The 26,551-nt window shown below is 62.8% G+C and carries 21 protein-coding genes and 1 pseudogene; 11 read left to right on the top strand and 11 right to left on the bottom strand.

Annotation, left to right across the window (positions count from 1 at the left end; genetic code table 11):
• Window positions 1–221: 221 nt before the first annotated feature.
• The 3 genes from ACNFBR_RS27870 to ACNFBR_RS27860 are packed head-to-tail and all read right to left on the bottom strand — an operon-like array spanning window position 222 to window position 2,894.
• The gene (locus ACNFBR_RS27870) at window positions 222–1,193 is read right to left on the bottom strand and encodes a biotin-dependent carboxyltransferase family protein (protein ID WP_416737718.1); all 972 of its coding nucleotides are present in this window, start codon (window positions 1,191–1,193) and stop codon (window positions 222–224) included.
• Window positions 1,190–2,077, bottom strand: coding sequence for a 5-oxoprolinase subunit B family protein (locus tag ACNFBR_RS27865; RefSeq protein WP_416737717.1), 888 nt, complete (start codon window positions 2,075–2,077; stop codon window positions 1,190–1,192). Before ACNFBR_RS27865 ends, ACNFBR_RS27870 begins: the two co-directional genes overlap by 4 nt.
• A 58-nt stretch (window positions 2,078–2,135) precedes the next feature.
• Window positions 2,136–2,894, bottom strand: a complete 759-nt coding sequence (locus ACNFBR_RS27860) for a 5-oxoprolinase subunit PxpA (RefSeq protein WP_416737716.1) — start codon at window positions 2,892–2,894, stop codon at window positions 2,136–2,138.
• A 120-nt stretch (window positions 2,895–3,014) separates the two neighbouring features.
• Between ACNFBR_RS27860 and ACNFBR_RS27855 the strand changes: the two genes are divergently transcribed.
• From ACNFBR_RS27855 to ACNFBR_RS27835, 5 genes are all read left to right on the top strand, one after another.
• On the top strand, window positions 3,015–3,932 hold the full coding sequence (locus ACNFBR_RS27855; protein ID WP_416737715.1) for a LysR family transcriptional regulator: 918 nt from the start codon (window positions 3,015–3,017) through the stop codon (window positions 3,930–3,932).
• 130 nt (window positions 3,933–4,062) lie between these two features.
• Window positions 4,063–6,129, top strand: coding sequence for a maltose alpha-D-glucosyltransferase (gene treS, locus ACNFBR_RS27850; protein WP_416737713.1), 2,067 nt, complete (start codon window positions 4,063–4,065; stop codon window positions 6,127–6,129).
• A gap of 89 nt (window positions 6,130–6,218) precedes the next feature.
• Window positions 6,219–9,203, top strand: coding sequence for an autotransporter outer membrane beta-barrel domain-containing protein (locus ACNFBR_RS27845; RefSeq protein ID WP_416737712.1), 2,985 nt, complete (start codon window positions 6,219–6,221; stop codon window positions 9,201–9,203).
• 189 nt (window positions 9,204–9,392) lie between these two features.
• Window positions 9,393–10,022: a riboflavin synthase subunit alpha gene (locus tag ACNFBR_RS27840; protein ID WP_416737711.1), complete on the top strand. Its 630-nt coding sequence runs from the start codon at window positions 9,393–9,395 to the stop codon at window positions 10,020–10,022.
• A gap of 9 nt (window positions 10,023–10,031) precedes the next feature.
• On the top strand, window positions 10,032–10,733 hold the full coding sequence (locus tag ACNFBR_RS27835; protein WP_416737710.1) for a YoaK family protein: 702 nt from the start codon (window positions 10,032–10,034) through the stop codon (window positions 10,731–10,733).
• On the opposite strand, the gene proP is transcribed toward ACNFBR_RS27835, so the two are convergent.
• The 6 genes from proP to glaH form a co-directional block, all read right to left on the bottom strand.
• Complete coding sequence (proP, locus tag ACNFBR_RS27830; protein ID WP_416737709.1) at window positions 10,734–12,236, bottom strand: glycine betaine/L-proline transporter ProP; 1,503 nt, start codon at window positions 12,234–12,236, stop codon at window positions 10,734–10,736.
• Between the two features lie 139 nt (window positions 12,237–12,375).
• Window positions 12,376–13,350 (bottom strand): porphobilinogen synthase, encoded by a 975-nt coding sequence (gene hemB / locus ACNFBR_RS27825; protein ID WP_416737708.1) that lies wholly within the window; start codon window positions 13,348–13,350, stop codon window positions 12,376–12,378.
• Window positions 13,351–13,585: 235 nt separating this feature from the next.
• Window positions 13,586–14,479, bottom strand: a complete 894-nt coding sequence (locus ACNFBR_RS27820; protein ID WP_416737707.1) for a PA4780 family RIO1-like protein kinase — start codon at window positions 14,477–14,479, stop codon at window positions 13,586–13,588.
• An 87-nt stretch (window positions 14,480–14,566) separates the two neighbouring features.
• Window positions 14,567–15,958, bottom strand: a complete 1,392-nt coding sequence (gabP, locus tag ACNFBR_RS27815) for a GABA permease (protein WP_416737706.1) — start codon at window positions 15,956–15,958, stop codon at window positions 14,567–14,569.
• Between the two features lie 150 nt (window positions 15,959–16,108).
• Window positions 16,109–17,359 carry an L-2-hydroxyglutarate oxidase gene (lhgO, locus tag ACNFBR_RS27810; RefSeq protein ID WP_416737705.1) on the bottom strand — a complete coding sequence of 417 codons (1,251 nt, stop codon included), beginning with the start codon at window positions 17,357–17,359 and terminating at the stop codon, window positions 16,109–16,111.
• Window positions 17,360–17,473: 114 nt separating this feature from the next.
• Window positions 17,474–18,451 (bottom strand): glutarate dioxygenase GlaH, encoded by a 978-nt coding sequence (glaH, locus tag ACNFBR_RS27805; protein WP_416737704.1) that lies wholly within the window; start codon window positions 18,449–18,451, stop codon window positions 17,474–17,476.
• A 195-nt stretch (window positions 18,452–18,646) separates the two neighbouring features.
• On the opposite strand from glaH, the gene csiR reads away from it, so the two are divergent.
• The 4 genes and pseudogenes from csiR to ACNFBR_RS27785 all read left to right on the top strand — a co-directional run.
• The gene (csiR, locus tag ACNFBR_RS27800) at window positions 18,647–19,342 is read left to right on the top strand and encodes a DNA-binding transcriptional regulator CsiR (protein ID WP_416737703.1); all 696 of its coding nucleotides are present in this window, start codon (window positions 18,647–18,649) and stop codon (window positions 19,340–19,342) included.
• 74 nt (window positions 19,343–19,416) lie between these two features.
• Entirely contained in the window at window positions 19,417–20,097 is a 681-nt protein-coding gene (locus ACNFBR_RS27795) for a response regulator transcription factor (RefSeq protein WP_012272507.1), read from the top strand.
• A complete protein-coding gene (locus ACNFBR_RS27790; RefSeq protein ID WP_416737702.1) occupies window positions 20,075–21,466 on the top strand; it encodes a sensor histidine kinase in 1,392 nt (463 codons plus the stop codon). The genes ACNFBR_RS27795 and ACNFBR_RS27790 overlap by 23 nt, the downstream gene beginning before the upstream one ends.
• Before the next feature lie 164 nt (window positions 21,467–21,630).
• Window positions 21,631–21,765: pseudogene (locus tag ACNFBR_RS27785) on the top strand (two-component sensor histidine kinase); the annotation flags it as partial.
• 120 nt (window positions 21,766–21,885) lie between these two features.
• Here ACNFBR_RS27785 and cysS read toward each other — a convergent pair.
• Both cysS and ACNFBR_RS27775 read right to left on the bottom strand, forming a co-directional pair.
• A complete protein-coding gene (gene cysS, locus ACNFBR_RS27780) occupies window positions 21,886–23,268 on the bottom strand; it encodes a cysteine--tRNA ligase (protein WP_416737701.1) in 1,383 nt (460 codons plus the stop codon).
• A gap of 9 nt (window positions 23,269–23,277) precedes the next feature.
• Window positions 23,278–24,981: a glutamine--tRNA ligase/YqeY domain fusion protein gene (locus ACNFBR_RS27775; RefSeq protein WP_416737700.1), complete on the bottom strand. Its 1,704-nt coding sequence runs from the start codon at window positions 24,979–24,981 to the stop codon at window positions 23,278–23,280.
• A 248-nt stretch (window positions 24,982–25,229) separates the two neighbouring features.
• Here ACNFBR_RS27775 and ACNFBR_RS27770 point away from each other — a divergent pair, with 248 nt between their 5' ends.
• Window positions 25,230–25,730: a peptidylprolyl isomerase gene (locus tag ACNFBR_RS27770; RefSeq protein WP_012272511.1), complete on the top strand. Its 501-nt coding sequence runs from the start codon at window positions 25,230–25,232 to the stop codon at window positions 25,728–25,730.
• On the top strand, window positions 25,727–26,449 hold the full coding sequence (locus ACNFBR_RS27765) for a UDP-2,3-diacylglucosamine diphosphatase (RefSeq protein ID WP_416737699.1): 723 nt from the start codon (window positions 25,727–25,729) through the stop codon (window positions 26,447–26,449). Before ACNFBR_RS27770 ends, ACNFBR_RS27765 begins: the two co-directional genes overlap by 4 nt.
• The last annotated feature ends 102 nt before the right edge of the window (window positions 26,450–26,551 follow it).

Genomic DNA, 26,551 nt, shown 5'->3' with positions numbered 1-26,551 from the left:
GTCCTTGTCTTCCAGCAAACTGAAGACATGAACGCTATCGGGGAACGCATTCTACTGGGAGTCGGGAGCGTCCTAAGGTGTTGTAGGAATTTTCAACTGAACCTTTCGGGGAGAAAGAAGATGCAGCGGCCTTGGGTCGCGATCGGGCCGCAAGTGGCCCCGGCAATCGATGCCACGAGGCTGAAGCTCAATCGCGACGCAAGGCCGCGCTCACAAGAAGGTCAGGCGAAGAGCCTGGCCAGGCACGCCAGCTTCTTCTTGTACGAACGCCGTGCCTCCAGTGCCTGCTCCAGGCTCACCGCCAGGAACCGCGCCTGCTGGTTAGGCTGCATCTGCCCGATCAGATCCAGGTCGGCACTGATCACCGTGCCAATCATGGCGTAGCCACCACCCGATACGGCATCGCGGTGCAGGATGATCGGTTCCAATCCTGCCGGCACCTGGATCGAGCCGATCGGGTAGCAGCTGTCGACGATGTTCGATGGGTCCGACCCCGCACCGAACGGCTGCTCCCGCGGCTGGAAGCTCAAGGCGCTGCCGCCTTTGTAGCGATAGCCAATACGGTCAGCCTCGGAACCGACTGTCCAGGCCTCGGTGAAGAAGCTCTGTGCCGCAGCGTCGGTCAGGCGGTGGAAGTACAGCCCAGGCACCACCCGCAACACCACCTCGCCGCCCAGAGCCTGGCGCAAGGCCATGGGCAGGCTCGCACCGACGCGGGTCTTGCCGCTGGGCACGCCGACCGGTAGCAGGTCGCCCGCCATCAATTTGCGCCCATGAAAGCCGCCCAGCGCTCCCAGCGCATAGGTGGAACGGCTACCGAGCACCTCGGGCACATCGATGCCTCCAGCCACTGCCAGGTAAGCCCGGGCGCCTGCCGTGGGGAAGCCGAAACGCAACACTTGCCCGGCACGCACGGCAAACGCCGTATCCGGACGCTGCTCGCGGCCGTCGAGCAACGCTGGCATCTGGGCACCACACACAGCTACCAGTGCGTCCTGCTGGAACTCCAGCTCCGGCCCCACCAGCGCACATTCCAGCCCTGCAGCGCCGGCCGGGTTGCCCACCAGGTGGTTGGCCGCGCTCAAGGCATACTGGTCGAGTGCGCCAGACGGTGGGATGCCCAGATGGTAGTAGCCCTCTCGGCCCAGGTCCTGCACGGAAGTCGCCAAGCCAGGCTTGAGTACCTTGATCATGCCAGCGCCTCCTGCAGCGATTTAGGGTAGCCGACCGGGTCGGCAAGGAAGGCGTCCAGGGAAAACGCCACCGGGCGAATGCGCAGGTCGAAGCGGCCCTCCTCCACATCCGCCACAGCTTGGTCATAGGCTCTGCGGTCAATGGGCTTGAACTGCACGATATCGCCCGGGCGGAAGAACACCATATGCGCCTTCAGGTAGCTCAAGGTTTGCTGCGGGTCGTAGATGGGTGCCGGAGTGACGCCGAACATCTGGTAACCCCCTGCCCCGCGCACCGAGTAGATGCAGCCGAAGCAGCCGCCATGGCCCAAGGTGAGCTTGGGCGTGTCGGTACGTGGGCGCAGGTACTTGGGCACCTGCAGCTGCCGCTCGCGCTCGACCATCTGGAACATGAACGGCAGGCCGGCGACGAAGCCGACCATCGACACGAACCACGGTGCGCCACTGTGGGCGGCGATGAAGGCCTCGACATCGGCCAGGCCATTGATGCGTGCGGCGTACTCCAGGTCGGTACTGCCCGGGTCCTGGTGGCGGTCGCGAAAACGCATCAGGGTTTCATGGGTCCAGGGGTCGTTGTACAGCACCGGGATCTCGATGATCCGCGTCTGCAAGGAACGCTCGGCCACCGCTTGCGCTTCGGCGCCGCGCACGGCTTCAAGCAATGCTTCGGGGGCGATACGGTCCGGGTCGAAGCGGATTTGGAACGACGCATTGGCCAGGCACACATCCAGCACGCCATCCAAGGCCAGCCGCTCCACCGCACGGGTGACGGCCATGCCTTTGAAAAAAGCTTCCAGCGACATGCTGTCGCTGACTTCGGCAAACAGGTGCTCGTCGGCGCCGAAGCTGTAGCGGATCGGGGTTGTAGCAAGCGATTCGGCCATGACTGTTCCTTTTCTTGGAATCTTTATAGAAAGGCAGGCAAAAACAAAATGCACGGGCTCAGCGTGGTGCTCGCACCACGATGCCGGCCGTATCCAGTGCCTTGCGCGTGGCCTCGACCAGGTCGAGCGCGCCCGGGGTGTCACTGTGCAGGCAGATGGAATCGAAGGCGATGGCCAGATCCTGGCCCTCGACCGTACGCACCACGCCTTGCCGGCAAGCGCGCAGCACCCGCTCAGCCACCGCAGTGGGCTGGTAGCCACGCACATTGCGGGTGAACACGATCGACCCGCTCAGGTCGTACTCACGGTCAGCATAGAATTCGCGAATGACCGGCTGCCCCAGTTCCTGGGCAATGCGACAGATCACCGACCCCGGCATGCAGTAGAGCAGCAGCTCAGGCTCGATCACCCGCAGGTTCTCCACCAGCAAGCGTGCAGCCTCTTCGTCGCGCGCCAGGTGCATGTACAGCGCCCCATGCGGTTTTATGTGCTGAAGGCGCACGCCCTGGGCGCGGGCGATTTCGCGCAGTGCGCCCAGTTGGTAGAGCATGTCGTCGACCAGTTCCTGCGCCGGCGCATTGATGTGCCGACGGCCGAAGCCGACCAGGTCACGGAAGCCGGGATGCGCACCCACCGCGACACCCAGCGCCTTGGCGCGTTCGACGGTGCGGCGCATGGTGCCAGGGTCGCCGGCATGGAAGCCGGTGGCGATATTGGCGCTGCTGATGTAGCCCATCAGTTCGTTATCGACGCCGTCGCCAATAGTCCACGGGCCAAAGCCCTCACCCATGTCCGAGTTGAAATCCACAGCTTGCATGACGGCATCTCCTGGCACTTGTGACTGCATGCAAGCCACGTTAGATTCTCCGCACCCCCTTGGGAAGATTTATAAACAGATAGGGTACCTTCTGAAAATCAGATACCCATGGAGCCTACCGTGTCACTGACCCTGCGCCAGGTCCGCTACTTTGTCGCCACCGCCGAAATCGGCCAGATTTCCCAGGCGGCGATCCACCTGAACATCTCCCAGTCGGCAGTGACCACGGCAATCAAGGAGCTGGAAGCGATGCTCGGCGTGCTGTTGTTCCAGCGCTCGGCACAGGGCATGAGCCTGACCGAGGCCGGCAGGCACTTTCTGAACCGCGCCTACGTCATTCTGCGCAGTGTCGACGATGCCCTGAACAGCCCGTTGCCAGACGTGCGCGCCAGCGGGCTGTTGCGCCTGGCAGCCAGTTACACGGTGATCGGTTACTTCCTGCCGCACCACCTGCAGCGCCTGGAACACTGGCACCCGGACGTTACCCTGGAGCTGTTCGAACAAGAGCGCAGTGCTATCGAGCAAGGCCTGCTGGATGGGCGTTTCGACATGGCGGTGGTGCTCACCGCCAACCTCACCCACCCGGACATCGTCTCGGAAACCCTGTTCAACTCCGAGCGCCGACTGTGGCTGCCCGGGCATCATCCGCTGTGCGAACGCTCGGCGGTGAGCCTGGCCGATGTGGCCAATGAGCCATTCATCCTGTTGACGGTCGATGAGGCCGAGCAAAGTGCCATGCGTTACTGGGAGCAGGCCGGGCAACGGCCAAGCATACGGGTACGAACCAGCTCGGTGGAGGCGGTGCGCAGCATGGTCGCCAATGGCAGCGGCGTGGCGATCCTGTCGGATCTGGTGCACCGCCCATGGTCGCTGGAGGGCAAGCGTATCGAAACGCTGACCATCAGCGACCCGGTCACGCCGATGAGCGTGGGGTTGGCCTGGCACCGGGAACGGGCATTCAGCCCGGCGATGCAGGCCGTGCGCAATTATTTTCATGATGCGTTTCTGGCGCCACAGCAATTGTCGGCTCGGCGTTGAGGGTGTCCTGGCAGGTCCGGCCTCTTCGCGGGCACGCCCGCGAAGAGGCCAAAACCATTCTCAAGCCGAACGTTCAGCTGTCACAGCCGTCATAAGCTGAGCCGATGCCGCCACGCAAAGAGGACGCGAAATGACCCAGCCCGACCCGTCATACGTCAAATGGCTCGAAGACCGCGCCATGCTCAAGGCCTCTCAGGAGCGCGCCAGCCTGTACTCAGGCCAGTCCCGGCTGTGGCAACAACCCTACGCCGAGGCGCAGCCTCGCCGCGCCACCGAAATCGCCTCGGTGTGGCTGACCGTCTACCCCGACGCCATCATCGCCCCCGAGGGCTGCTCGGTACTTGCAGCCCTGGCCCACGAAGCGCTGTGGAAACGCCTGTCGGAAATCGGCGTACAAGGCCTGCATACCGGCCCGATAAAACTCTCCGGTGGCATCCGTGGCCGCGAACTCACCCCTAGCGTGGACGGTAACTTCGACCGCATCAGCTTCGACATCGACCCGCTCTACGGCAGTGAGCAGGAGCTGATCCAGATGAGCCGCATGGCCGCTGCGCACAATGCCGTGACCATCGACGACCTGATCCCCTCGCACACCGGCAAGGGTGCCGACTTCCGCCTGGCCGAGCTCGCCCATGGTCCCTACCCGGGGCTTTATCACATGGTCGAGGTGCGCGAAGAAGACTGGCCGCTGCTGCCCGAGGTCCCCATCGGCCGCGATGCGGTCAACCTGCTGCCAGCCCAGTGCGACGAACTCAAGGCGCGCCACTACATCGTCGGTCAACTGCAACGGGTCATCTTCTTCGAGCCGGGCGTGAAAGAAACCGACTGGAGCGCCACGCCGCCCATTACCGGTGTCGACGGCAAGACCCGGCGCTGGGTGTACCTGCACTACTTCAAAGAGGGCCAACCGTCGCTGAACTGGCTGGACCCGACCTTTGCCGCCCAGCAAATGATCATCGGCGATGCGTTGCACGCCCTGGATTGCCTGGGTGCACGCGGCCTGCGCCTGGATGCCAACGGCTTTCTCGGCGTGGAAACGCGCGCCAGCGGTACGGCCTGGTCGGAAAGCCACCCGCTGTCGATCGTCGGCAACCAGTTGATCGGTGGCATGATCCGCAAGGCCGGCGGTTTCAGCTTTCAGGAGCTGAACCTGACCCTCGACGACATTGCGCAAATGTCCAAAGGCGGTGCCGACCTGTCCTACGACTTCATTACCCGGCCGGCCTACCAGCATGCGCTGCTGACCGGCGACACCGCGTTCCTGCGTTTGATGCTCACGCAAATGCACGCCTTCGGCATCGACCCGGCCTCGCTGATCCATGCCCTGCAAAACCACGACGAGCTGACGGTGGAACTGGTCCACTTCTGGACCCTGCACGCCCATGACATGTACCTGTACAAGGGCCAGACCCTGCCTGGCAGCATCCTGCGCGAGCATATCCGCGAGGAGATCTACGAACGGCTGTCCGGCGAACATGCGCCATACAACCTGCGCTTCGTCACCAATGGCATCGCCTGCACCACCGCCAGCCTGATCGCCGCCGCACTGGGTATGCGCGATCTCGAACAGATTGGCGCAGCTGAAATCGAGCTGATCAAGAAGGTTCACCTGCTGCTGGTCATGTACAACGCCATGCAGCCTGGGGTGGTCGCATTATCCGGCTGGGACCTGGTCGGCGCCCTGCCCCTACCCGCCGAAGCGGTTGCCGAGCGCATGCTCGATGGCGATACCCGCTGGATTCACCGGGGCGGCTATGACCTCGCCGGGCTTGACCCGCAGGCCGACGCCTCGGTGCGCGGCATGCCGCGTGCCCGTGCGCTTTACGGCAGCCTCGACAGCCAACTGGAAGAGGTTGATTCGTTTGCCTCCAACGTGAAGAAACTGCTGGCCGTGCGCCAGGCTTACGGCATTGCCACCAGCCGTCAGGTACTGGTACCCGAGGTTATCAGCCCAGGGCTGCTGGTGATGGTGCATGAGCTGCCAGCCGGGCGCGGCATCCAGATCAGTGCGCTGAACTTTGGCCAGGACGCGATTGTCGAGGAACTGCTGTTGACCGGGTTCACCCCAGGGCCGGTGGTGGACATGATCAACGAAACAGTCGAAGGCGACTTGAGCGAAGACGGGCGGCTGACGGTGAACCTGGACCCCTACGAGGCGCTGTGCTTGCGCATCGTCAACAGTAGCGGACATGTGTAATTGGCGATGAAAACAGCCGTACGATCAATCAAATCGTAATATCGAATAGCCATATTGGGCGCCCCTGAACACCAACCCATGGTCGCCCAATGCATTTCACGCCCAACCGCCTGGCCCTGTGCGTCGCCCTGGCCTGTGCTGCTTTCGCCCCCAGCGCCTTTGCCAAGGATTACCTGATCGACAGCGCCAGCAGCGACACCCTGGAGCTGAAGAAGTCCGACACCTTGAAGGTGACCTCCGGCGGCAGCATCGTAGCCAGCGACGACGACGGAGTGATTCTGCCCAAGCACACCAGCGGTGCCACGGTGAGCGTCGATAACGCCGGTATCATCCGCTCGACCGATGGCCGCGGCATCGACTCCAAGAGCGACGGCGAAGACCTCAGTCACTTCGTGATCACCAACCACGCTGGGGCGCTGATCCAAGGCACTAACGATGGCCTGCGCTTGCAGACCAACCCGGCTGCCGGAGGTAGCCTGAGCATCGTCAACGCCGGCACCATCGCGTCCACCGTCGAAGGCCAGGCCATCGACCTCGAATCCCTGAACAATCCGGCGTTCACCACCACCCTGGTGAACCAGGCCACGGGCGTGATCCACGCCGCAGGCAACGACGCGATCAAGACCGGCTCCAACGCCACGATCACCAACTACGGGCTGATCTACACCGACACCGCCCCACAGGACAACAACGGTCAGGACCAGAAGTGGGACGGCATCAAGATCGGTACCTCGACCGGCGTCACCGTGTATAACCACGGCACCATCAGCGCCGACCGCCACGGCATCGACCTGAAGACCGATGCCACGCTGTACAACTACGAGGGCGCCAGCGTTACCGGGCGCAACGGTTCGGGTTTCGGCTCCGACGGCAGCGGCACGGTGTACAACTGGGGCACCATCACCGGTGCCATCGCCGACGGCAAGATCAATGGCGACGGCGATGGCGTCGATATCGACAACATCGGCCATGTCTACAACGCCGGCACCATCCAGGGCTTGGGTGCCAAAGGCGTCGACAGTGGTGGCCGACCAAATGGCAGCGAAGGCATTGCCATGGGCGGCGGCAGCATCGTCAACACTGCCAGCGGGGTCATCCGCAGTGTCGACAACGGCATTCTGGTGGATGACGGCGCCGAAGGTGCCGGTGTGGCCGCGACCACTATCAGCAACGCCGGGCGCATCGAAGGCGAAACGGGCTTTGCCATCAAACTGATCGGCGAGTACGACGACAGCGTGATCAACAACGGCACCATCAGCGGTGGCAATGGCCTGGCACTGAGCATGGGGGCTGGCAACGACAGCCTCACCGTACTGAGCGGTGGCGTGTTCAATGGTTTGGTCGATGGCGGCGCCGGCATCGACAGCCTGAACCTGGACGGCACTGGCAGCTTTGGCAACAGCGCTAACTTCGAAACCTTGCAGGTCAGCGGTGGCACCTGGACGCTGCGTAGCATCGATGACTTCAGCCAGGGCGGCGTGGTGACCTCGGGCGCTACGTTGATCAACCAGGGCAGCATCCTCGGTGAGATGCTGATCGAGCAAGGGGCCACTTATGCCGGTGGTGGCTCGGTAGGTGGGCTACAGGTGAACGGCACGCTGCTGACCGACACCGGCCTGGGTGTCGCCAAGGTCGCGGGCGACCTGAACTTCGGCCAGGGTTCAAGCCTGGTGTACGGCGTAAACGCGGATGGCAGCAGCGCGCCGCTCAACGTCAGCGGCACGGCCAACCTCAATGGCGCCACCCTGCGCGTGCAGCCAAGTGCCGGCGATTACCCGTGGCAGAGCCACTACACCGTGCTGACTGCCAGTGTCGTAAACGGCACCTTCGCCCAGGTCAGCAGCGACTATGCCTTCCTTACCCCGACCCTGAGCTACAACAGCACCTCGGTAGGCTTGGACTACACCCGCAACGACGTGGCCTTCGAGCACTACGCACCGTCTGCCAACGCGGCTGGCGCCGCACGTAGCCTGGCCAGCCTCGGGCAGCACAGCAGCTTGTACAACGCGGTGCTCGGCACCACCGCAATCGGTGCCGGCAGTGCAATCGAACAACTGTCCGCCAGCAACACCGCCAACCTGGCGGCCGCTACCCTGGCTGGCGCGTCGCAGGTGGGCAGCAGCATGCTTGGCGCGATGCAGGCGATGGGCAGCGCTGGCAGCCTGCTGGTTGGCCTGAACGACAGCGACGGCCCGGCCCTTGCCGCCACGGGCGTGCCGCGTGAAGCGCGCAACCTCAACGACCCAAACGCCCAGGGGCGCGTGTGGGCGCAGGCACTGGGCAGCTACGGCAAGGTCGAAGGCAGCCACGGCGCCAGTACCCTGGAGCAGCGCACCAACGGCGGCGTGCTGGGTGTTGACTGGGCGTTAACTGGCGACTGGCGCCTGGGCTTGCTGGGCGGCTACTCGCGCAGCCGTCTGGACGCCACGGGCCTGGATGGCACCGTGCGCAGCTGGCACGCCGGTGTCTACGCCCAGCATCAGAGCGGCCCCCTGGCCGTGCGCCTGGGCGCGGCCTACAGCAGCCATGACGGCGACAGCAAGCGCGATGTGGCGTTTGCCGGCCTCAACGAGCGCCTCAAGGGTGACTACGACGCTGACAGCCAGCAGGCTTTCATCGAACTGGGTTACGCCATGGGCAGCGGTCGCCTGAGCGCCGAACCGTTTGCCAACCTCGGCTATCAGCGCTATCACCGCGACAGCTACCGCGAACAAGGCGGCGACGCTGCGCTGGCCGTGGATGCCGATACCCAGGACAACGTCAGCAGCACCTTTGGTGTGCGCCTGGCGCACCTGGGGCAGTTGAACAACGGCATGAGCCTGACACCACGGGCGACCCTGGGCTGGCGGCACACTTATGGCAGCATCGATACCCACACGCGGCAGGCGTTCATTGCAGGGGGTGATGCGTTCAGTGTCGAAGGCAGTGCAATCGATCGCGACAGCTTGCTGGTCGAGGCCGGGCTGGACCTAGGGCTGAGTGTGCGGCAGAGCGTAGGCATCGGGTATAGCGGGGAGCTGGGCAGCAACAGCCGCAACCATGCGCTGGTTGGGCAGTGGCAATTGACGTTCTAGCGCTTTGTTGACTGACCTGGCCTCTTCGCCGGCAAGCCAGCTGCTACAGGATTCCCACTGGCCTCCAGGGTCGCAGAGGACCTGTGTGAGCTGGCTTGCCGGCGACAAGGCCAGTGCTGTCAACTTGCTTTTGACGCTCCAGAGGCATAGCGTTCGGGTGTTTTCTTTTCCGTGCCCAGGAGCAACTCCATGTACACCGGCATCGTCCAGGCCGTCCGCCCTCTGCTTGATGTAACCACCTACCCGGGCCACAACCAGTTCACCATCGACCTCACCCCGGAACTGCTCGAAGAGCTGAAGATCGGCGCCAGTGTCAGTGTCGAAGGCACTTGCCTGTCGGTCACCGAAATCGACGGCAACCAGGTCAGGTTCGACGCCATGACCGCGACGCTGGAACGCACCAACCTGCGCAATTTCAAGGCCGGTCAAGGGGTGAATATCGAACGCTCGGCAAAAATGAACGCCGAAGTCGGCGGCCACCTCATGGCTGGCCATATCGCCACCACCGCCGAAATCGTCGAGCTTTCGATCAAGGAAACCGGCGCCTTCATCAAGTTCCGCATGCCGCCGGAATGGGGCAAGTACGTGTTCCCGCGCGGTTTCATCGGGGTCAATGGCTGCAGCCTGACCGTCGCGGATGTGGAGGACAACGTGATCACCATCAACCTGATCCCGGAAACCCTGCGCCAGACCACCTTTGCCAGCTACCAGGCTGGCGAGCTGCTCAACATCGAGGTAGACCACCAGACCATGGTGCTGGTCGATGTGGTGGAGCGCACCATCAAAGGCACCCTGGCCCGCGAAAAACTGCTGCCTTGAGGCCTGCACATGCTGCCTGACGCCCTCCCCGCGCGCACCGCCAGGCGTTTGCGCCTGCACGTTCTGCGTGGTCGCGTCGGCCTAGGCCTGGTCGCCGCCCTGTCGGTACTGGCCGGCATGACCGATGCCATTGGCCTACTGGCACTGGGCGACTTCGTGTCGTTCATGAGTGGCAATACCACACGCCTGGCGGTGGCCATCAGTGAAGCTGACCTGGCCCTGGTGCTGCGCCTGAGCGGCGCGGTGCTGGGCTTCGTCGCCGGCAATGCACTGGGCGTGCTGCTGGCGCGTGGCTTCCACCGTCGGGCCTGGCCGGTGCTGCTGGTGGTTGCCGCCCTGCTGGCGTTCGCGGCAGCGTGGCCGTTGCCGGCTACCTTCCCGGCACTGCTGGCCGCCACGCTGGCCATGGGCATGATCAATGCGGTGGTCGAACAGGTGAATGGCCTGCCCATCGGCCTGACCTACGTGACCGGCGCGTTGTCACGTTTCGGCCGTGGCCTGGGGCGCTGGCTGCTTGGCGAGCGGCGCAATGGCTGGCGGGTGCAACTGGTGCCTTGGGCCGGCATGCTGCTGGGGGCCGCACTTGGCGCCTGGCTGCAACAACACCTGGGCCTGCAGGCGCTGGCCGGCAGTTGCGCGCTGGCCTGCGTGCTGGCCCTGGTGTCGCGGTTCATCCCGCGCGCCTGGCAGCGTGGCTACATGCCGCGTTGATCACTCGATGCGCGGGTGCTGCTGGGCCAGCGTCTTGCGCTTGGCTTCCAGTTCGGCGATCTGCGCATCGATGTCCTCGATCTTCTGCTCGATGTTGTCGTGGTGCTCCTGCAGCAGCTCACGCGCTTCCTCGATGTCCGAGGCCGCCGGCGCCGCGCCGCGCAGCGGCTTGTTGGCGGTTTCCTTCATGGTCAGGCCCGTGACCAGCCCAACGGCGGCGATCACCATCAGGTAATAGGCCGGCATGTACAGGTCGCCAGTGCTTTCCACCAGCCAGGCGGTGATGGTCGGGGTAAGGCCGGCAATCAGCACCGAAATGTTGAAGGCGCTGGCCAGGGCGCTGTAGCGGATGTGCGTAGGGAACATCGCCGGCAGCGTCGAGGCCATCACGCCGATAAAGAAGTTCAGCATGACGGCAATGATCAACAGCCCGGCGAAAATCACCCCCAGCACACCGCTGTTGATCAGCATGAACGCCGGAATGGCCAGGGCGAACAGGCCCACGCTGCCGAGGATGATGAACGGCCGGCGGCCAAACTTGTCACTGAGCAGGCCGATCATCGGCTGCACGAACAGCATGCCGACCATGATCGCGATGATGATGAGCACGCCATGGTCTTCGCTGTAATGCAGGTTATGCGACAGGTAGCTGGGCATGTAGGTCAGCAGCATGTAGTAGGTGACGTTGGTGGCAATGACCACGCCGATGCAGGTCACCAGGCTGCGCCAGTGCTGAGTGGCCACCTCCTTGAACGACACCTTGGGCCCGGAGGCCAGCCCTTCGCGGTCGCCCTGTTCCAGCTTGTCGACATGCTGCTGAAACGCGGGGGTTTCTTCCAGCGCGTGGCGCAGGTAAAGGCCGATGATGCCGAGCGGCAGGGCCAGGAAGAACGGTAGGCGCCAACCCCATTCCAGGAATTGTTCTTCGCCAAGAAGGGTGGAAATCAGCACCACCACCCCTGCACCTAGCACAAAGCCGGCGATCGAGCCGAAATCCAGCCAGCTACCGAGAAAACCGCGCTTGCGGTCGGGGGCGTATTCGGCAACGAAGATCGAAGCGCCGGTGTACTCGCCACCCACCGAAAAACCCTGGGCCATCTTGGCCAGCAACAACAGGATCGGCGCCCAGATGCCGATGCTGGCGTAGGACGGTATCAGGCCGATGGCAAAGGTGCTGAGAGACATGATCACGATGGTCGCGGCAAGGATTTTCTGCCGCCCGAACCTGTCGCCCAGGGCGCCGAAGAACAGCCCGCCCAATGGCCGGATCAGGAACGGCACCGAGAAGGTGGCCAGCGCCGCGATCATCTGCACGCTGGGGTCGGCGTTGGGGAAGAACACTTTGCCCAGGGCGTAGGCGACGAAGCCGTACACGCCAAAGTCGAACCACTCCATGGCGTTGCCCAGCGCGGCGGCGGTGATTGCCTTCTTCATCTTGGCGTCGTCGACGATGGTGATGTCCTTCAGGCCGATTGGCTGGACGCTTTTCTTGCGAGGTTTCATGCCCGTATCCCTGTCGATGAATGCTCTAAGGGATCAGATACAACGGGACACTAAATAATTCAGCGCTTACTGATTTTTTGTGCATTGGCATAAAAAAGCCGCTGCAATTGCAGCGGCTTTTTAGGCTGAAGGCCTGGCTTCAGATACCTTCGCGGGCCAGGTCCATGGCGAAGTAGGTCAGGATCAGGTCGGCACCGGCTCGCTTGATCGCACCGATGCTTTCACGCACCACCCGGCCTTCATCGATGGCACCGGCCAGGCCGCCGAACTTGATCATCGCGTATTCGCCACTCACCTGGTACGCCGCCAGCGGCAGGCGCGAGGCGGCGCGAATGTCGGCGATCACGTCAAGGTAGGCGCCGGCCGGCTTGACCATCAGCACGTCCGCCCCTTCCTGCTCGTCGAGCAGCGACTCACGCACCGCTTCGCGGCGGTTCATCGGGTTCATCTGGTAGCTCTTGCGGTCACCTTTCAGCGCAGTGCCGCCGGCCTCGCGGAACGGGCCATACAGCGACGAGGCGAATTTAGTCGAATAGGCCATGATCGCGGTGTCGTGGAAGCCGGCCCCATCCAGCGCGCTGCGGATGGCCTGCACCTGGCCATCCATCGCCGCCGACGGGGCGATGAAGTCGGCGCCGGCAGCGGCGGCGATGACCGCCTGCTTGCCCAGGTTGGCCAGGGTGGCGTCGTTGTCCACGCCGTGGTCATGCAGCACGCCGCAGTGGCCGTGGCTGGTGTACTCGCAGAAGCAGGTGTCGGACATCACCGCCATTTCCGGCACGGTGTCCTTGCAGATACGCGACATGCGCGCAACCAGGCCGTTTTCGTTCCAGGTGTCGCTGCCGACGGCGTCCAGGTGGTGCGACACGCCAAAGGTCATCACCGACTTGATGCCGGCGCGGGCATAGCGCTCGATTTCCTGGGCCAGCAATTTCTCGGGGATGCGGTTGACACCGGGCATGCTGGTGATCGGCACGAAATCATCGATGCCCTCTTCGACGAAGATCGGCAGGATCAGGTCTTCCAGGCGGAACTCGGTTTCCTGGAAGATCGTGCGCAGGGACTCGTTCTGGCGCAGACGGCGGGGACGAACGGACGGGAATTGGTTGGACATGACAGCTCCAGGGCATTTTGAACGGCGTATACCTTATGCCTGTCGCGCGCCAGTGAAAAGGCCAAATGACGAGATTATGTCTTGCGTCAATGGCAATGGCTGCTTCGACCGCTGGTTCTTCTGTTCCTGCCCCTTCGCGGGCACGCCCGCTCCCACAGGGGTTGCACAGGCCTTGAGGCTGCACAAGGCCTGTGGGAGCGGGCGTGCCCGCGAAGGGGCCGGAACAGGCACTACATTACTGAAGCCAGGGTGGCGTCGGCTCCTCTGCCTTGGCCGGCCCGTACTCAGCCTCGGCGCGTGCCGCACGGCGGCGGGCGTCATCCATCCGGGCGGCGTCGATCTCGCGCATCACCCCAGTCACGTCAGCTTCATGTTCGTCATCCTCGAACACCCCAGTCAGTGGGCTGTCAGGGAGCAACTCACCGGCCTCGTACAATGCCCACATTTCCTGCGCATACCGGGTGCGTTTCAGCTCCGGGGCGAAGCGCCCGAAATAATGCGCCATGTTGTCCACATCGCGTTGCAGCATGCTGAAGGCATGGTTGTTGGCCGCCGCGTCCACAGCCTGCGGCAAGTCGATGATCACCGGCCCATCCGGGCCGAGCAACACGTTGAACTCGGACAAGTCGCCATGCACCAGCCCGGCACACAGCATCAACACGATCTGGCGAATGACAAAAGCATGGAACGCGCGGGCATCGTCGGCCTCAAGGTGCACGTCGTTCAGGCGCGGGGCCGCATCGCCATCGGCATCGGTCACCAGCTCCATCAGCAGCACGCCGTCCTGGAAGTCGTAAGGCTTGGGCACCCTTACACCTGCGCCGGCCAAACGGAACAGCGCCGCCACTTCGGCATTCTGCCAGGCATCTTCGGCCTCTTTACGGCCGTACTTGCTGCCCTTGGCCATGGCCCGGGCCTGGCGGCTGTTACGTACCTTGCGGCCTTCCTGGTATTCGGCGGCCTGGCGGAAACTGCGCTTGTTGGCTTCTTTATAGACCTTGGCGCAGCGCACCTGGCTGCCGCAGCGCACCACGTACACAGCGGCTTCCTTGCCACTCATCAACGGCCGTAGCACTTCGTCGACCAGGCCATCTTCGATCAGGGGTTCGATTCTTTTAGGTGTCTTCATCAGGCTGCGTTCAGAGTCCTGGCTTCGTTGGCGGACATCCTCTCACAGCCTGATGCAACTTGCTCGTCTGTCTTCAAGCTGGACGCATCAGGCGCCCTGCCCTACGCCACCAGCCACCACGCCGCGCGCCCGGCGCCGGGTCACCAGCAACCCCGAACACACCACCAACACCGCCAGCACCATTGTCGACACCACTTCCAGGCGATGATCCGGCCGGAACAGCATCAGCACCAGCACGCCGCTGATGAACAGGATCACGCCCCAGGTGAGCCACGGGAACAGCCACATGCGGTAGCCCAACGTCTTGCCCTGCGCAGTCAGGCGCTGGCGCAGGCGCAGCTGGGAAACCGCGATTACCAGATATACCAGCAGGGCAATGGCGCCAGAGCTTGCCATGAGGAAGCCGAACACCTTGGCCGGCACCAGGTAATTGGCGATCACCGCCAGGAATGCAGCCCCGGTGGACAACAGCACCGCCACCACTGGCGTACCACTGCGGCTGGTTACCTGGGCACAGGCCGGGGCGTCACCGCGGCGGCTCAGCGAATAGACCATGCGCGAGGCGGTGTACAACGACGAGTTGAGGCAACTGGTCACCGACGTCAGCACCACGAAGTCGATGATGGCCTTGGCGTTTGGCACACCGAGGGTGTCCAGCACCGTGACATAGGAACCTTCGGTAGCCAGGCGTGGGTCAGTCCACGGTACCAGTGCGATGACGATGAAGATCGACAGGATATAGAACAGCGTAATCCGCCAGATCACCGAATTGGTGGCTTTGGAAATATGCTTCCCCGCCTCGTCGGATTCGGCCGCGGCAATGGTCACCACCTCCGCCCCGAGGAACGAGAACATGGTGATCAGCATTGCGCTCAGCACTGCACCAAAGCCGTTGGGCATAAAGCCACCGGTATCCCACAGGCGCGAGACGCCGCTGACGCCGGAGCCTGGCAACAGGCCGAAAATGGCGCAAACGCCAAGGGCAATGAAGCTGACGATGGCCACCACCTTGACCAGTGCCAGCCAGAACTCGAATTCGCCGTAGTTCTTCACGCTAAACAGGTTGGTGGCCGTCAGCAACAAGGTGATCACCAACGACAATACCCAGATCTCCAACTGCGGGACCCAGGAATTGATGATGGTAGCGGCGATGTTGGCTTCGATCGGGATGATCAACACCCAGAACCACCAGTACAGCCAACCGATGGTGTAACCGGCCCATTTGCCGATGGCGAGGTCAGCGTAGGTGGAAAACGAGCCGGTATCCGGCGAAGCAACGGCCATTTCGGCCAGCATGCGCATCACCAACACCACCAGGCCACCGGCCAGGATGTAGGCCAGGATGGTGGCCGGCCCGGCTTCGGCGATGGCTCGACCGGAGCCGACGAACAGGCCGGCGCCGATCACGCCGGCAATGGACAGCATGGTGACATGCCGTGATTTCAATCCATGACTCAAATTGTTCTTGTGGGTTTGCATGGCGCTACCTTGTTGTTTTTGTCATGCCCACGCAGGGGCCGCCGGCTGCACGTCACCGACGCAGGCGCGAAAAAGCCCGCCCTGCCCTAAATGGTGAGTAGGGCAGTTCGGGTTGAGTAAAACGAGACCGCAGGAGGCGTTACGGGTGGATCAGCTGGCAGCACGCTGGTTGGCTGCACGATCGGCCTTGGGGAAGTTGCCCCCTTGCAGACTGACCTGCTCACACACTTTCTCGACGATGTAGGCGCCGATCGGGATGGCCGAGGTGGCGGCTGGCGACGGTGCGTTGCACACGTTGACACTGCGCGCGGTGTTGACGAACAGGAAGTCGTCGATCAACTTGCCGTCACGCGACACCGCCTGGGCACGCACCCCGGCCGGGTATGGCGTGAGGTCAGCCTTGGTGATGCTCGGGCAGTATTTCTGCACCTGCTTGAGGTACCCACCCTTGAACAGCGAGTTTTTCATCTCGATCAGCCCCGGACGGAAATTCTTCGCCAACACCTTGAGGATGCCAGGGGTGGTCAGGGTCTGGAACAGGTCGCTGGGGCTGACGTCAGTCTTGCGGTAGCCCTCGCGCTTCATCGCCAGAACAGCATTGGGGCCTACGGTGACAGTGCCGTCGATCATGCGAGTCAGGTGCACACCCAGGAACGGCATCGACGGGTCGGGGATCGGGTAGATCAGGTGGTTGACGATCTGGTTGTGCTGCTTGGGCAGCAGGTAGTACTCGCCACGGAACGGGCAGATCACGAACTCGGTGCGCAAGCCCAGCATGCTCACCACGCGGTCGGCCATCAGGCCCGAGCACGTTACCAGGAATCGGCTGCGGAACTCGTCGCGCTGAGTGCGCACGATCACTTCACTGGCCTGTTCCTGCAGGCCGACCACCTCGGCGCCATAGCGGATTTCACCGCCGGCACGCTGGAATTCGGCGCCCATGGCAGCGGTCACTTCAGCGTAATTGACGATGCCGCTGGATGGCACAAAGATACCGCCCATGCCAACGATGTTGGGTTCGCGCTCGCGCAACTCATCGGCCGACAACCAGTAACGCTCCAGGCCATTGGCCGCGGTGCGCTCCCACAGCGCCTTCATGCGCTGCATTTCCAGGTCATTGGTGGCTACCAGCAGCTTGCCGCACTCATCGAAGCGGATACCGTGCTGGGTGCAGAACGCCTTGGTGGCCTTGTTGCCTTCCAGGCAGAAGCGCGCCTTGAGGCTGCCAGGGGTGTAATACACGCCGGCGTGGATCACGCCGCTGTTGTGGCCAGTCTGGTGGCGGGCCGGCCCAGACTCTTTCTCCAGCAGGAGAATCTTCGCGTCCGGGTAGACCTTGATCAGGTGCATGGCCGTGGACATACCCACAATGCCACCGCCAATAATGATGAAATCGTACACAGCCTTACCTCACACGCAGGCATTGCCTGGCTTGCTCACCGAGGGCCGCGCGGGCCCTGGTGGCATCGTTTTGTGCAAAGACGCATGGGCGGGCGCCCGCCCCGCGCCCTGTCATTATTGCCCGCGCTGGTACAGCGGTTTGGGGAATGCGACGTAACCACGCTGGCGCATCAGTTCGCGGCGCAGGCCCTCATGCGGGGTGAAGCGGTCGCGGCCATGCAGCCAGAACAGGTTGTTGATCAGCAGGAAGCTGCCGACACCGACCGGCACCGAAACTTTCTTGTCGCTGCCTTCCAGCGAATCGGACAAGGCGTTCAGCCAAATGCCTTCCTCGTAGTTTTCCGGCTGCACGAACTGGTCAATGTAGCGCATGGTTGGCCGGCCTTCGGCATCGGTGTCGAATACCGAGTGGAATACATCCTCGGCCACTTTCTTGCTCGGCGGCGCGGTCCAGCGCATTTCGCGGCGAGCCATCGGGTGACGGAAGAATTCCTCGCACTGCTCCCAGTCGTCCAGGTGCAGCAACAGCGAATTGCCGCCTTCCATGTTCTTTTCGTCGATCTTCAGCATCAGCACGTAGTCGGTGATCTGGTTCACGAACGTGCCGTCGTTGTGCAACTCCATGACCCGGTGCGGCTGACGCAGGTAGCTGTCGGAGTTGTCGCTATTGACCACCACGAAGCGCGCATAGAACTGGCCACTCATGGCGTCGTAATTGGAACGGCCGATCAGGTGTGCACAGGCGGTGGTGAACTTGACCATGTCCTCGGCCTGGCTCACGTCGTCCAGGCCGATCGGGGTAATCAGCATACCGCCGCTGGCGCGGTCGAGAATGGTGTTGAGCAGCACCGGGCGCAGAGTGCCTTGGCACAGCTCGTCGAGAATTTCGCCTACGCGAAAACGCAGGAACGACTTGTATTCCAGCGCCTGCACCGGCCATTGGGCAACAGCCTGTACGAAGGCTTCCACGGTTTCCCGGGCAAAGGTCAGTTCCAGCAGGCGCGGCGACTGTTTCGAGGGGGCAATGGTGTAGCCCTGCGGTTCGAGCGGCAGCGGCATGACAAGTTCGTCGATCTGCGTAAAGGCGTTCATGGCAGTGTCCTGGCAAAAAAGGTGAATGGCGCCGTCCGGTGGTGACCTGGACCAGTGCGGGCGAGGTAAAAATATCGCCACTAACTAGAAATGTCTACATTTTTGTTATTCAGCGATATTTATCTTTTTTGTCCATTGTTTTTCGTCAACAGAGGGTTTCGGTATGATCGGCAAAACGTTTTGAGGAACAGGATCTTGGAAGCGCTCGCCCCCCGACAAAACTCAGCATTCAGCGGGTATGAGAGGCTCAAGAAGGACATCATCCGCGGCGTGTTCAAGCCCGGTGAAAAACTGTTGATGAGCGCCCTAAAGGATCGCTACGACCTGGGCGTGGGCCCGCTGCGCGAAGCGCTGTCGCAACTGGTGGCCGAACACCTGGTCAACGCGATCAGCCAGAAAGGCTACCGGGTCGCACCCATGTCGCTGGACGAGATGAACGACATCTACGATGCCCGCGCCAACCTGGAAGCGATGATCATCGCACTCGCCATCGAGCGCGGCGACGACACCTGGGAGGCCTCGGTGCTGGCCCATTCGCACACCCTGGCCAAAGTGGTGGAAGTGAAAACCCGCGAACAACGCCTGGATGTGTGGGACGAACGGCACAAGGCGTTCCATACCGCCATCGCCTCGGGCTGCGGCTCGAAGCACCTGCTGCAGGCGCGCAGCTACCTGTTCGACCAGGCCGAACGCTACCGCCACCTGTGGCTGACGCAGACGGTGTTTTCCGAGCAGGCGCTGGAGCTCAAGCGCCAGGAGCACGCGGCACTGGTCGAGGTGATCCTCGCCCGCGATGCCAAACGCGCCAGTGCCATGATGCGCTCGCACCTGATGACCCCAGTGCCGATCATTGCGCAGATCATGCATGCCGAAGGTATCGGCGCACGCTAGATGAATTTTTCTTAAATCGCCGGTTGTCTATTCTTTGGCACAATCAAATCTCTATTAGATGCCCAGGAACCAGCATGCCTCGCGTACTGACCATCGAAGACGACGCCGTCACCGGCCAGGAAATCGTCGCCGAACTTACCAGCCACGGCCTGGAGGTGGATTGGGCCGACAATGGCCGTGAAGGCCTGGCCAAGGCCATTGCCGGCGGCTACGACCTGATCACCCTGGACCGCATGCTGCCAGAGGTCGATGGCCTGACCATCGTCACCACCCTGCGCAGCCTCAAGATCGCTACGCCGATCTTGATGATCAGTGCCCTGTCCGACGTCGATGAGCGGGTGCGCGGCCTGCGTGCCGGCGGTGACGACTACCTGACCAAGCCGTTCGCCTCCGACGAGATGGCCGCGCGGGTCGAGGTGTTGCTGCGCCGCAACAGCGTGCCCATGACCCAGACCCGCTTGCAGGTCGCCGACCTGCAACTGGACCTGATCAGCCACGAAGCGCGTCGCGGTGACAATACGCTCAACCTGCTGCCCACCGAGTACAAGCTGCTGGAATACCTGATGCGCCACAGCGGCCAGGTGATCACGCGGATGATGATTTTCGAGGAAGTCTGGGGCTACCACTTCGACCCGGGCACCAACCTGATCGACGTGCACATCGGCCGCCTGCGCAAGAAAATCGACTCACCCGGCCAATCGCCGCTGATCCGTACGGTACGGGGCTCCGGCTATGCCATTGCTGAACCCGTCTAAAGGCTGGAGCTCTTCGACCAGCCGCCTGCTGGCGCTTTACAGCTTTCTGTTCGTGGCCTGGAGCAGCATCCTCATGGGGGTGCTGTACTTCGAGGTGTCCAGCTACCTGAACAAACTTACCCGCCATTCCATGCTGCAGCGCCAGCACCTGTTCGCGCACATGAGCGGCAAGCAACTGGACGACGCTTTGGTCGCCAGCCAGGCCTTCGAGGAACGCAGCTTCGACGCCTACGGGCTGTTCGACGGCCAGCTCAACCCGATTAGCGGCAGTGTGCGCGCCCTGCCGCCAGAGCTCAGGCTGGACGGCAAGATCCATGAGTTGAAACGCTGCCTGGATGCCGACGACCCCCACCTGCCCCGCGACAGCTGCGATGCGGTGGCTATCAAGGTGCAGGACGGCCGCTGGCTGGTACTGTTCCGCGACAACGGCTCACTGTTCGTGGTTACCCGGATCATTCTCGATGCCCTGCTCTGGGGCATTTCCTTGACGCTGATCCCAGGCTTTGCCGGCTGGTATCTGTTGCGTCGTCGGCCGCTCAAGCGAATCCGCGCGATCCAGGCCCAGGCCGAACTGATCGTCGCCGGCGACCTGACCCACCGCCTACCACTGTCGGCCCGGCGCGACGAACTGGACATGCTGGCCGCCATCGTCAATGCCATGCTCGACCGTATCGAGCGGCTGATGCACGAGGTCAAGGGGGTGTGCGACAACATTGCCCATGACCTGCGCACCCCGCTGACCCGCCTGCGCGCGCAGTTGTACCGCATTCGCCAGCAAAGCGACGTGGATTCCGCGCAAGCCGAGGCGCTGGACCAGGCCATCGGCGAAACCGATACCTTGATGGCGCGTTTTCGTGGGTTGCTGCGCATCAGCGAGCTGGAAGACCGCCAGCGCCGCGCCGGCTTCGTGCAGCTTGACCCCCACGAACTGCTGGTCGAACTGCACGACTTTTACCTGCCATTGGCCGAAGATGGCGGCATTCACCTGGAATTGCACCAGCCTGATCAGTTGCCGGCACTGCATGGCGACCGCGAACTGCTGTTCGAAGCGCTGGCCAATCTGGTAGGCAATGCGATCAAGTTCACGCCCGAGGGTGGACAAGTGCGGATTACCGCCACGCAGGACGACAACGGCGTGCACATGGCCATCGAGGACAGCGGCCCGGGCATCCCGGAAGAAGAGCGGACTGCGGTACTGAAGCGGTTCTACCGCAGTGATGAAGGCCACCGCCATGCCGGCTTCGGGCTGGGGTTGTCGATCGTTGCAGCGATCGTCGACCTGCATGGGTTCGGGTTGGAGATTGGGGAAAGCGCGTTGGGTGGGGCGAGGTTGGTGATGCACTGCCCGCTGGCTGGGCTGGCCAAGTAGAGGCTTGAGGCCGCCGTGCGGGCCATTCGCAGCACAAGGCTGCTCCTACAAGGGATCGCATAACCCTGCAGGAGCAGCCTTGTGCTGCGAATGGGCTGCAAAGCAGCCCCTATACGCCGATCAGTCAGCCAGACGCCAGGTAGTCGCGCCCTTGCTGTCTTCCAGCACGCTTCGGGCTGGGGTTGTCGATCGTTGCAGCGATCGTCGACCTGCATGGGTTCGGGTTGGAGATTGGGGAAAGCGCGTTGGGTGGGGCGAGGTTGGTGATGCACTGCCCGCTGGCGGGGCTGGCCAAGTAGAGGCTTGAGGTCGCCATGCGGGCCATTCGCAGTACAAGGCTGCTCCTACAAGGGATCGCACAACCCTGTAGGAGCAGCCTTGTGCTGCGAATGGGCTGCAAAGCAGCCCCTATACGTCGATCAGTCAGCCAGACGCCAGGTAGTCGCGCCCTTGCTGTCTTCCAGCACAACGCCCATGGCGGTCAGCTGGTCGCGAATGCGGTCGGACTCGGCCCAGTTCTTGTCCGCACGCGCCTGCAGACGCGCCTGGATCAAACCCTCGACCTCAGCCGCATCGACCTTGCCCTCGGCACCCGCACGCAGGAAGTCATCGGCCTCCAGCTGCAGCACACCCAGCACATCACCCAACTCGCGCAGGCGACCGGCCAGGCCCGCAGCCGCTTCCAGGTCGCTATCACGCAGACGGTTGATCTCGCGCACCAGGTCGAACAGCACGGCGCAAGCTTCCGGGGTACCGAAGTCATCGTTCATCGCAACGCTGAAGCGCTCGACAAACGCTTCGCCACCCTTGGCCGCCACCCGCGGCAGGCCGCGCAGGGCGTGGTAGAAGCGCTCCAGAGCGCCCTTGGCGTCACGCAGGCTGTCTTCCGAGTAGTTGATCGCGCTGCGGTAGTGGCTGGCCACCAGCAGGTAGCGCACCACTTCCGGGTGGTACTTCTCGAGTACGTCACGGATGGTGAAGAAGTTGTTCAACGACTTGGACATCTTCTCGCCGTTGATACGGATCATGCCGCAGTGCATCCAGGCGTTGGCGTACTGCTTGCCAGTGGCCGCCTCGCTCTGGGCAATCTCGTTCTCGTGGTGCGGGAACTCCAGGTCGCTGCCGCCACCGTGAATGTCGAAGCTCTCACCCAGGCAGCAGGTGGACATCACCGAGCACTCGATGTGCCAGCCCGGACGGCCCGGGCCCCATGGCGATTCCCAGCTCGGCTCGCCCGGCTTGACGCCTTTCCACAGCACGAAGTCCAACGGATCCTGCTTGGCTTCGTCGACCTCGATACGCGCACCGATGCGCAGGTCTTCGATCTTCTTGCGCGACAGCTTGCCGTAGCCGACGAACTTGCCGACGCGGTAGTACACGTCGCCATTGCCTGGGGCGTAGGCGTACCCCTTGTCGATCAGGGTCTGGATCATCGCGTGCATGCCGGCGATATGGTCGGTGGCACGGGGCTCCTGGTCCGGCGGCAGGATGTTCAGGCGGCGCTCGTCTTCGTGCATCGCATCGATCATGCGGGCGGTCAAGGCGTCGAAGCTTTCGCCATTCTCGTTGGCCCGGTTGATGATCTTGTCATCGATGTCGGTGATGTTGCGCACGTAGGTCAGCTCATAGCCGCTCTTGCGCAGCCAACGGGTGACCAGGTCGAAGGCCACCATGCTGCGACCATGGCCCAGGTGGCAGTAGTCGTACACGGTCATGCCGCACACGTACATGCGCACCTTGTTGCCTTCCAGCGGCTTGAAGGTTTCCTTCGCTTTGCTCAGGGTGTTGTAGATGGTAAGCACGGCGTTTCCTCAGCTGCCCCAGGAGTCACGCAGGGTGACAGTGCGGTTGAACACCGGGCGGCCCGGCTGGCTGTCTTTCAGGTCGGCGCAGAAGTAGCCTTCGCGCTCGAACTGGAAGCGGTCCTCGGGCTGCGCCTGGGCCAGCGACGGCTCGGCACGGCAGCCGCTGAGCACTTGCAGCGAGCCAGGGTTGATGTTGTCCAGGAAGCTGCCGCCCTCCTCGGTCTTTTCCGGGTTCGGCGAGCGGAACAGGCGGTCGTACAGGCGCACCTCGCACTCCACGCTGCCCTCGGCCGGCACCCAGTGGATCACGCCCTTGACCTTGCGGCCTTCGGGGTTCTTGCCAAGGGTGTCCGGGTCGTACGAGCAACGCAGTTCGACGATGTTGCCGTCGCTGTCCTTGATCGCTTCGTCGGCGCGAATCACGTAGCTGCCGCGCAGGCGCACTTCACCGGCCGGCTCCAGGCGCTTGTAGCCCTTGGGCGGCTCTTCCATGAAGTCGTCGCGGTCAATGTACAGCTCGCGGGAGAACGGCAGCACGCGCACACCCATGTCTTCCTTCGGGTGGCGTGGCAGCTCCAATTGCTCGACCTGGCCTTCCGGGTAGTTGGTAATGACCACCTTCAATGGGCGCAGCACGCACATGGCGCGCGGCGCGGTGCGGTCCAGGTCATCACGGATGCTGAACTCGAGCATCGACATGTCGACCACGCCGTCGGAACGGTTGGTACCGATCATTTCGCAGAAGTTGCGGATAGAGGCCGGGGTGTAGCCACGGCGACGGAAGCCGGACAGGGTCGACATGCGAGGGTCGTCCCAGGCATCGACATGCTTCTCGTCCACCAATTGCTTGAGCTTGCGCTTGGAGGTAATGGTGTAGTTCAGGTTCAGGCGGCTGAACTCGTACTGGCGCGGATGTGCCGGCACCGGCAAGTTGTCAAGGAACCAGTCGTACAGCGGACGATGCCCTTCGAATTCCAGGGTGCAGATCGAGTGGGTAATGCCCTCGATGGCGTCCGACTGGCCGTGGGTAAAGTCGTAGTTGGGGTAGATGCACCACTTGTCACCGGTCTGGTGGTGGTGGGCATGGCGGATGCGGTACAGGATCGGGTCGCGCAGGTTCATGTTTGGCGAAGCCATGTCGATCTTGGCCCGCAGTACGCGCTCGCCATCCTTGAACTCGCCGGCCTTCATGCGGGCGAACAGGTCGAGGTTCTCTTGCACACTGCGCTCGCGGAACGGGCTGTTCTTGCCCGGCTCCTTGAGGTTGCCGCGGTATTCCTTGGCTTGCTCAGGGGTAAGGTCGCAGACATAGGCCTTGCCCTGCTTGATCAGCTCGACCGCCCAGTCGTGCAACTGGTCGAAGTAGTCGGAGGCATAACGCACGTCGCCGGCCCAGTCGAAGCCCAGCCACTTGACATCGCTCTGGATGGCGTCGATGTACTCCTGGTCTTCCTTGGCCGGGTTGGTATCGTCGAAACGCAGGTGGCAGACGCCGCCGAATTCCTTGGCCAGGCCGAAGTTTACGCAGATCGACTTGGCGTGGCCGATGTGCAGGTAACCGTTGGGCTCCGGCGGGAAGCGGGTGACGATGCTGCTGTGCTTGCCCGAGTCCAGGTCGGCCTGGATGATCGGCCGCAGGAAGTTCGCAGGGACAGCGGGGGCGCCTTTGGCAGCGGCGTTGGGCGCGTTGTCGGCAGTGGGCTTGCTCATAGGATCCTTGAATGCGTGTGTCCAGCCTGGGTAGGCCGATTGAATCAAAGGGCCTATCATAGCCGAAGCAGTCAAGCTGCTGACAGTCGGGCCCAAACAAACTGATGTGATTTATCACGGCTTTTTGCCGCAGCCTGGCAAAATGGCCAGTGCACGCCATGTGTCGCGATGGCCTGATCCTGCGTCAGGTGATAACCCGCGCACTGCGCACCCTAACTTCTGATTGCCTTGAAAGAGCGAGTTTCAGCATGTCCAAAGTCAAACTGAGCACCAACCACGGCGACATCGTCCTGCAGCTGGACGCCGAGAAAGCGCCACTGACTACCGAAAACTTCGTTCAGTACGTCAAGGAAGGCCATTACGATGGCACCGTATTCCACCGTGTGATCAAGGGCTTCATGATCCAGGGCGGCGGCTTCGAGGCCGGCATGAGCCAGAAGAAAACCCGCGCCAGCATCCAGAACGAAGCCGACAACGGCCTGAAGAACAAGAAGTACAGCATCGCCATGGCCCGTACCATGGAGCCGCACTCCGCCTCGGCGCAGTTCTTCATCAACGCCTCCGACAACGACTTCCTCAACCACAGCGGCAAGAATGTGCAGGGCTGGGGCTACGCCGTGTTCGGCGAAGTGATCGAAGGCCGTGAAATCGTCGACGCCATCGAAAAAGTCGCCACCGGCTCGAAAGCTGGCCACCAGGACGTGCCGAAAGACGACGTGATCATCGAGAAAGCCGAGATCATTGAGTGATCCTGCTGATCTCCGATCTGCATTTGCAAGAAGAACGCCCGGACATTTCCCGGGCGTTTCTTGATCTGCTCGATGGCCGCGCCCGCCACGCCAAGGCGTTGTATATCCTTGGCGACTTTTTCGAAGCGTGGATCGGCGACGATGCCATGACGCCTTTCCAGCAGTCGATCTGCCAGGCCATGCGCCGGCTGAGCGACAGTGGCACGGCCATCTACCTGATGCATGGCAACCGTGATTTCCTGATTGGCCAGGCATTTTGCGATGCCGCGGGCTGCACGCTGTTGAGCGACCCCAGCGTGATCGAGCTGGGCGGTGAACAGGTGCTGCTGATGCATGGCGACACTTTGTGCACCCGCGATCTGGGCTATATGAAGATGCGCCGCTTGCTGCGCAACCCGCTGAGTTTGTGGATCTTGCGCCACCTGCCGCTCTCGGCTCGCTACAAATTGGCGCGCAAGCTGCGCAACGAAAGCCGTTCACAGACGCGCATGAAGTCTACCGAAATCGTCGACGTCACGCCGGAGGAAGTGCCGAAGGTGATGGCGGCGCATGGTGTGCGCACGCTGGTGCATGGCCATACCCACCGGCCGGCCATTCACAAGCTGGTGGTTGACGGGCAACCGGCACGGCGTATCGTGCTGGGCGACTGGGACCGCCGCGGGTGGGCCTTGCAGGTGGACGAGCAAGGGTTTCAGCTGGCGCCGTTCGAGTTTTCCTGAAGCGTGTGCGCTGGCAGGGCCGGCCTCTTCGCGGGCGAGCCCGCTCCCACAAGAAGCGTGTAGAGAACCTGTGGGAGCGGGCGAGCCCGCGAAGAGGCCGGA

The sequence above is a fragment of the Pseudomonas sp. NY11955 genome (assembly GCF_048068035.1).
GTDB lineage: Bacteria > Pseudomonadota > Gammaproteobacteria > Pseudomonadales > Pseudomonadaceae > Aquipseudomonas.
This window is presented reverse-complemented; position numbering and strand designations above follow the sequence as displayed.

Bases quoted from the DNA above. Each gene is read 5' to 3' on its own strand.
- proP (WP_416737709.1), bottom strand. From the start codon at position 12,236: ATGAAACCTCGCAAGAAAAGCGTCCAGCCAATCGGCCTGAAGGACATC.
- ACNFBR_RS27770 (WP_012272511.1), top strand. From the start codon at position 25,230: ATGTCCAAAGTCAAACTGAGCACCAACCACGGCGACATCGTCCTGCAG.
- ACNFBR_RS27865 (WP_416737717.1), bottom strand. From the start codon at position 2,077: ATGGCCGAATCGCTTGCTACAACCCCGATCCGCTACAGCTTCGGCGCC.
- hemB (WP_416737708.1), bottom strand. From the start codon at position 13,350: ATGTCCAACCAATTCCCGTCCGTTCGTCCCCGCCGTCTGCGCCAGAAC.
- ACNFBR_RS27835 (WP_416737710.1), top strand. From the start codon at position 10,032: ATGCTGCCTGACGCCCTCCCCGCGCGCACCGCCAGGCGTTTGCGCCTG.
- ACNFBR_RS27790 (WP_416737702.1), top strand. From the start codon at position 20,075: ATGCCATTGCTGAACCCGTCTAAAGGCTGGAGCTCTTCGACCAGCCGC.
- ACNFBR_RS27840 (WP_416737711.1), top strand. From the start codon at position 9,393: ATGTACACCGGCATCGTCCAGGCCGTCCGCCCTCTGCTTGATGTAACC.
- ACNFBR_RS27860 (WP_416737716.1), bottom strand. From the start codon at position 2,894: ATGCAAGCTGTGGATTTCAACTCGGACATGGGTGAGGGCTTTGGCCCG.
- ACNFBR_RS27795 (WP_012272507.1), top strand. From the start codon at position 19,417: ATGCCTCGCGTACTGACCATCGAAGACGACGCCGTCACCGGCCAGGAA.
- treS (WP_416737713.1), top strand. From the start codon at position 4,063: ATGACCCAGCCCGACCCGTCATACGTCAAATGGCTCGAAGACCGCGCC.
- glaH (WP_416737704.1), bottom strand. From the start codon at position 18,451: ATGAACGCCTTTACGCAGATCGACGAACTTGTCATGCCGCTGCCGCTC.
- ACNFBR_RS27775 (WP_416737700.1), bottom strand. From the start codon at position 24,981: ATGAGCAAGCCCACTGCCGACAACGCGCCCAACGCCGCTGCCAAAGGC.
- ACNFBR_RS27845 (WP_416737712.1), top strand. From the start codon at position 6,219: ATGCATTTCACGCCCAACCGCCTGGCCCTGTGCGTCGCCCTGGCCTGT.
- ACNFBR_RS27820 (WP_416737707.1), bottom strand. From the start codon at position 14,479: ATGAAGACACCTAAAAGAATCGAACCCCTGATCGAAGATGGCCTGGTC.
- gabP (WP_416737706.1), bottom strand. From the start codon at position 15,958: ATGCAAACCCACAAGAACAATTTGAGTCATGGATTGAAATCACGGCAT.
- ACNFBR_RS27870 (WP_416737718.1), bottom strand. From the start codon at position 1,193: ATGATCAAGGTACTCAAGCCTGGCTTGGCGACTTCCGTGCAGGACCTG.